The organism is Pseudomonas tehranensis, assembly GCF_014268615.1.
Taxonomy (GTDB): Bacteria; Pseudomonadota; Gammaproteobacteria; order Pseudomonadales; family Pseudomonadaceae; genus Aquipseudomonas; species Aquipseudomonas tehranensis.
In genome coordinates this window covers 1-4981 of record NZ_JABWQV010000317.1, presented here as the reverse complement: position 1 = coordinate 4981, position 4981 = coordinate 1, and the positions used below count along the sequence as shown (strand labels likewise).

The 4981-nt window shown below is 59.9% G+C and carries 6 protein-coding genes; 1 reads left to right on the top strand and 5 read right to left on the bottom strand.

The window, feature by feature from the left end; all coding sequences use genetic code 11:
* Positions 1-111: 111 nt before the first annotated feature.
* The 5 genes from HU811_RS24875 to HU811_RS24855 all read right to left on the bottom strand — a co-directional run bounded on the left by HU811_RS24875 (position 112) and on the right by HU811_RS24855 (position 4327).
* Positions 112-432, bottom strand: a complete 321-nt coding sequence (locus tag HU811_RS24875) for a DUF2388 domain-containing protein (RefSeq protein WP_172436019.1) — start codon at positions 430-432, stop codon at positions 112-114.
* A gap of 65 nt (positions 433-497) precedes the next feature.
* Positions 498-947 carry an NfeD family protein gene (locus tag HU811_RS24870; protein ID WP_092395246.1) on the bottom strand — a complete coding sequence of 150 codons (450 nt, stop codon included), beginning with the start codon at positions 945-947 and terminating at the stop codon, positions 498-500.
* Positions 948-956: 9 nt separating this feature from the next.
* Positions 957-1877 (bottom strand): SPFH domain-containing protein, encoded by a 921-nt coding sequence (locus tag HU811_RS24865; protein WP_186658641.1) that lies wholly within the window; start codon positions 1875-1877, stop codon positions 957-959.
* Between the two features lie 188 nt (positions 1878-2065).
* Positions 2066-3850, bottom strand: a complete 1785-nt coding sequence (gene tfpB, locus HU811_RS24860) for a type IV pilus assembly ATPase TfpB (RefSeq protein ID WP_186658638.1) — start codon at positions 3848-3850, stop codon at positions 2066-2068.
* 144 nt (positions 3851-3994) lie between these two features.
* Positions 3995-4327 (bottom strand): ACT-like domain-containing protein, encoded by a 333-nt coding sequence (locus HU811_RS24855; protein ID WP_186658636.1) that lies wholly within the window; start codon positions 4325-4327, stop codon positions 3995-3997.
* 125 nt (positions 4328-4452) lie between these two features.
* Between HU811_RS24855 and HU811_RS24850 the strand changes: the two genes are divergently transcribed.
* Positions 4453-4923 (top strand): Lrp/AsnC family transcriptional regulator, encoded by a 471-nt coding sequence (locus HU811_RS24850; RefSeq protein ID WP_186658633.1) that lies wholly within the window; start codon positions 4453-4455, stop codon positions 4921-4923.
* The last annotated feature ends 58 nt before the right edge of the window (positions 4924-4981 follow it).

The window sequence follows — 4981 nt, the reverse complement described above, 5'->3', positions numbered from 1 at the left end:
CCGCTTTCGCGAGCAAGCCCGCTCCCACACGGGATACTGCGTACAGCCTGATAATATTTTCGGGCAAAAAAATGCCGCTCCCATCGAGCGGCATTTTTCATCGGTCTGGAATCAGTCCTGGGCGACGGCGTTTTTCGCCAGGATCGCGTTGGCCAATTCCATGTCGGTGGCCTGCAGGCCTGGGTTGTCGGCACGGACTTTCTGCATCGCAGCTTCCAGGTAAGGACCACGGATACCGCCGTCGCTGGCAACGAAACTGCCGGCGTCGTCCTGGGCGGCGACGATCAGCTTGTTGTCCTTGAAGGTCAGGTAGGTGGAACCGGTGGTTGCACCGGATGAAATGACGTTACGCCAAAACGTGTCGGCCATTGCCGAGCCAACAGGAAGAGACAGCAAGGCCAGGGTCGCGACAGCAAGTTTGAGACGCATGATAGGTGACTCCACAGGGTTAACTATGACTTTGGATAGCCAACCTCTCGATTCAGTTCCATGACCCTTCAGTCATCCCGTTCCACGCTCAATACCGCCCCTTCCTGTGCAACCACCCGGACCCGCGTACCCACGGGCGATTCGGGGCCTTTGACCAGCCACACCCCGTCGGCCACCTTGATCTTGCCGCGCCCGTCGATGATTGCTTCGTGCACCTGGAAAGTCTTGCCGATCAGTTCCTGTCCACGCAGGTTCAGGAGAGGCTGATCGCTTTCACGGACGGCACTGCGTTGACGTCGCCACCAGTACAACGCTGTCGCCATGGCGAACAGCCCGAACAGCAGGAACTGCATCTCCCATGACAACTGCGGCAGGATGAATGTCAGCACGCCGACCGCCGCTGCGGCCATGCCGATCCATAGCAGGTAGCCACCGGCACCGAACACTTCCAGGATCAACAGGATGACGCCCAGCGCCAGCCAGTCCCAATACGACATCTGTTGCAGGAAAGCCCACATACCCGAGCCTCAGCTTTTCTTGCTGTCGAAAGTGGCCTTGACGATCTCACCGATGCCACCGACTGCCCCGATCACCTGGCTGGCCTCCAGTGGCATCAGGATGACCTTGCTGTTGTTGGCCGAGGCCAGGCGGCCCAAGGCGTCGATATATTTTTGTGCGACGAAGTAGTTCACCGCCTGGACGTTACCGGCGGCAATCGCCTCGGATACTACTTTGGTGGCCAGGGCTTCGGCTTCTGCCTGGCGCTCGCGGGCTTCGGATTCCAGGAACGCGGCCTGACGGCTGCCTTCGGCCTCGAGGATCTGCGCCTGTTTCTTACCTTCGGCGGTCAGAATCGCTGAGGCGCGCAGGCCCTCAGCTTCCAGGATCTGGGCACGCTTGATCCGTTCGGCTTTCATTTGTCCCGACATGGCAGCCATGAGATCCGCCGGCGGGCTGATGTCCTTGATCTCGATCCGGGTGATCTTGATACCCCACGGCGCCGTGGCTTCGTCGACAGTGCGCAGCAGCTTTTCGTTGATCCCATCACGCTGGCTCAGCATCGCATCCAGCTCCATGGAGCCAAGCACGGTACGGATGTTGGTTTGCAGCAGGTTGCGGATGGCGTGTTCGAGGTTGTTGACCTCATAGGCCGCCTGGGCCGTGTTCACGACCTGGAAGAAGCACACCGCGTCTATCTGCACCGTGGCGTTGTCGGCGGTAATGACTTCCTGTGGCGGGATGTCCAGTACGCTTTCCATGACGTTTATCTTGCGACCGATACGGTCCATCACGGGAATGATGATGTTCAGACCGGGTTTGAGGGTGTTGGTGTAGCGCCCGAACCGCTCGACAGTCCATTGGTATCCCTGGGGCACGACCTTGAAGCCCATGAACAGGATGGCGACCACCAGCCCGACAAAAAGTAAAAGTACGCTACCGATCTGCATAACTGTTCCTTGTTTAAGTGTGATGATCCGTGAGTGTAAGGCAAGCGGCCATTATCTGTGGCGAGGGAATTTATCCCCGCTGGGCTGCGAAGCCGGCCCCAACTGAGAACGCGGTGTTTCAGAAGGATTCTGTTGTCTGTAATTGGGCTTGCTCCGCAAGCCAACGGGGATAGATCCCCTCGCCACAACTACTTCTGCTCGCTCTGTGGCGTCACCCGCAACACTTCCTCGACAGTGGTCAAGCCCGCCGCCACCTTTTGCGCCCCCGACAGCCGCAAGCTGCGCATCCCTTCCTTGAACGCCTGGCGACGCACTGCCAGCAGGTCGGTGTCGGGGTGGATCAAGCTTTTGACGCTGTCGGTCAATTGCATGATTTCGTAAACCCCGGCACGGCCGCGATAGCCGGTGTCACGACACTCCAGGCAGCCGACGGCCTGTTGGGCATTGCCCGGCAACGGGGCCTGCCAGGGGCGTGTCAGGGTTTGCCAATCGTCGTCATCCAGGGTCAGGGGGGCCTTGCAGTGCGGGCATAGCGTGCGTACCAGGCGTTGGGCCATGACACCGAGCACCGTGGCTTTGATCAGGTAATGGGGCACGCCGAGCTCCAGCAAACGACTGATGGCGCTCGGTGCATCGTTGGTGTGCAGGGTCGAGAGGACGAGGTGTCCGGTGAGTGCCGCCTGGATCGCCATTTCGGCGGTTTCCAGGTCGCGGATCTCGCCGATCATGATGATGTCCGGGTCTTGCCGCATCAGCGCCCGTACTCCGGCGGCGAAGGTCAGGTCGATGTTGTGCTGCACCTGCATCTGGTTGAAGGACGCTTCGACCATTTCAATCGGGTCCTCAATAGTGCAGAGGTTTACCTCCGGCGTCGCGAGCTTCTTGAGGGTGGTGTAGAGGGTGGTGGTCTTGCCCGAACCGGTGGGGCCGGTCACCAGGATGATGCCGTTGGGCTGACGGGTCATGTCTTGCCAGCGGCGCAGGTCATCGGCGGAGAAGCCGAGCTGGTCGAAGTCCTTGAGCAGTACTTCGGGATCGAAGATCCGCATGACCATTTTTTCGCCAAACGCCGTGGGCAGCGTCGACAGGCGTAATTCCACTTCGCCGCCATCTGGGGTCTTGGTCTTGACGCGACCGTCCTGGGGCTTGCGCTTTTCCGCGACGTTCATCCGCCCCAGGCTCTTGAGGCGACTGATGATCGCCATCGTCACCTGCGGCGGGAACTGATAGACGGTGTGCAGCACCCCGTCGATGCGAAAGCGCACCGTACCCTGCTCGCGACGCGGTTCGATGTGGATATCGCTGGCGCGTTGCTGGAAGGCGTACTGGAACAGCCAGTCGACAATATTGACGATATGGGCGTCGTTGGCGTCCGGCTCCTGATCGCTGGCGCCCAGGTTGAGCAGTTGTTCGAAATTGCTCAGGTTGCTCGGTTGCTGGTCGACCGTCGTGGCGCCGCTGACCGATTTGGCCAAGCGATAGAACTCCACGCTCAAGCGCTGGATATCGACCGGGTTGGCAACGACCCGCTGGATCGGCAGCTTGAGTACATGGGTCAGGTCTGCTTCCCAACTGCTGACGTAAGGCTGGGCGCTGGCCACCGTGACCGCGTCGCGGTCCACAGCCACCGCGAGAATCTTGTGGCGCTGGGCAAAGGCGTAGGACATCAGCGGCGTGACAGCCGCCACGTTGATTTTCAGCGGATCGATGCGCAGGTAGGGCTGGCCGGCCTGCTGCGACAGCCAGAGGGTCAGGCTTTCCAGGTCCAGGCGCTTGCCGGGGCGGCTGAGGTCGTCCAGATGCTGGTTGGCGATGAACTCCAGTGGGTGCAGCTGGGCGCTGGCGCTATGGCGCCGGCGCGCATTGAGTGCGGTTTCGGCGCAGTCCTGGCTGATGAAGCCCTGGGCGACCAATTGGCGCAGCAGATCATTGAGGTCCAGCCAGCGGTCCTGAGTGGCGTGTTTGGTGGACATGCGGGTTCCTATTGGACAATTGCAGCAAAGCCGCGATACAGACGCTTCGGCGTCCTCGCTCGGTCTGCAAAAGAATAGTCCCGACACTATGGACCGTTGGGCCACTACCCGACCAATGCGTTTCGAATTCTTGCCGACAGCCTTTCAGCCTGCCGCCTGGGCCGGCTCAAGGCGCGCACTGTCAGCGTCTTGCAGGTCCACGGAACACACGCTGATCAGGTTACGTAATTTTTCAGCGAGCACTTGGGCACGGTGCCAGCTCAAGCCGTCCATGAGGAGTTCCATCGACAGCAGATCGTCGTGGCGTTCGACGCGGACCTGCCGGGGTGTCAGGCCCTGCAAGGCAAACAGATTCAGCGCCCGGCACAGCAGATCCGGTTCAGCTTCGGCCAGCAGATGGTAGCGGGCGCGACAATGGGCGTTATGAGCGTGCCAGACATCGCCGCGGGTGGGGGTGACGGCTTCGAGAGGGGGCATGGACAGTCTCCGGGGATATGGAGAAATGTTTACATGCGCGAAGGGGTATTTCTTATCTAATATGGATGATTATCCAGATCGGGCGAATTATTCTATTCGCGATTCAACCTACAAGGGGTTTATTTATGCAGGGTGAGCTGGACAGCTACGACCGCAGGATTCTGGCGCTGCTGCAAGAGGATGCTTCGCTGTCCAGTGCGCAGATCGCCGAGCAGGTGGGCTTGTCCCAATCCCCCTGTTGGCGGCGAATTCAACGGATGAAGGAGGAAGGGATTATCCGCGGTCAGGTGACCTTGCTCGATCGCAAGAAAATCGGCCTCAACACGCAGATATTCGCCGAAATCAAACTCAATGCTCACGGACGCTCGAACTTCACGGAGTTCACCGAAGCCATTCGCGGCTTTCCCGAGGTACTGGAGTGCTACGTGCTGATGGGGTCGGTGGATTTCCTGCTGCGGATCGTCACGGCGGACATCGAGGCATATGAACGCTTCTTCTTCGAAAAGCTGTCGATGGTGCCTGGGATCCAGGAAGTGAACTCGATCGTGGCGCTGTCGGAGATCAAGTCGACGACGAGTTTGCCGGTGGTGCGCTGAGCTGGCATTTGCGGTGAATTTGCTGATCCCTTCGCGAGCAAGCCCGCTCCCACATGGG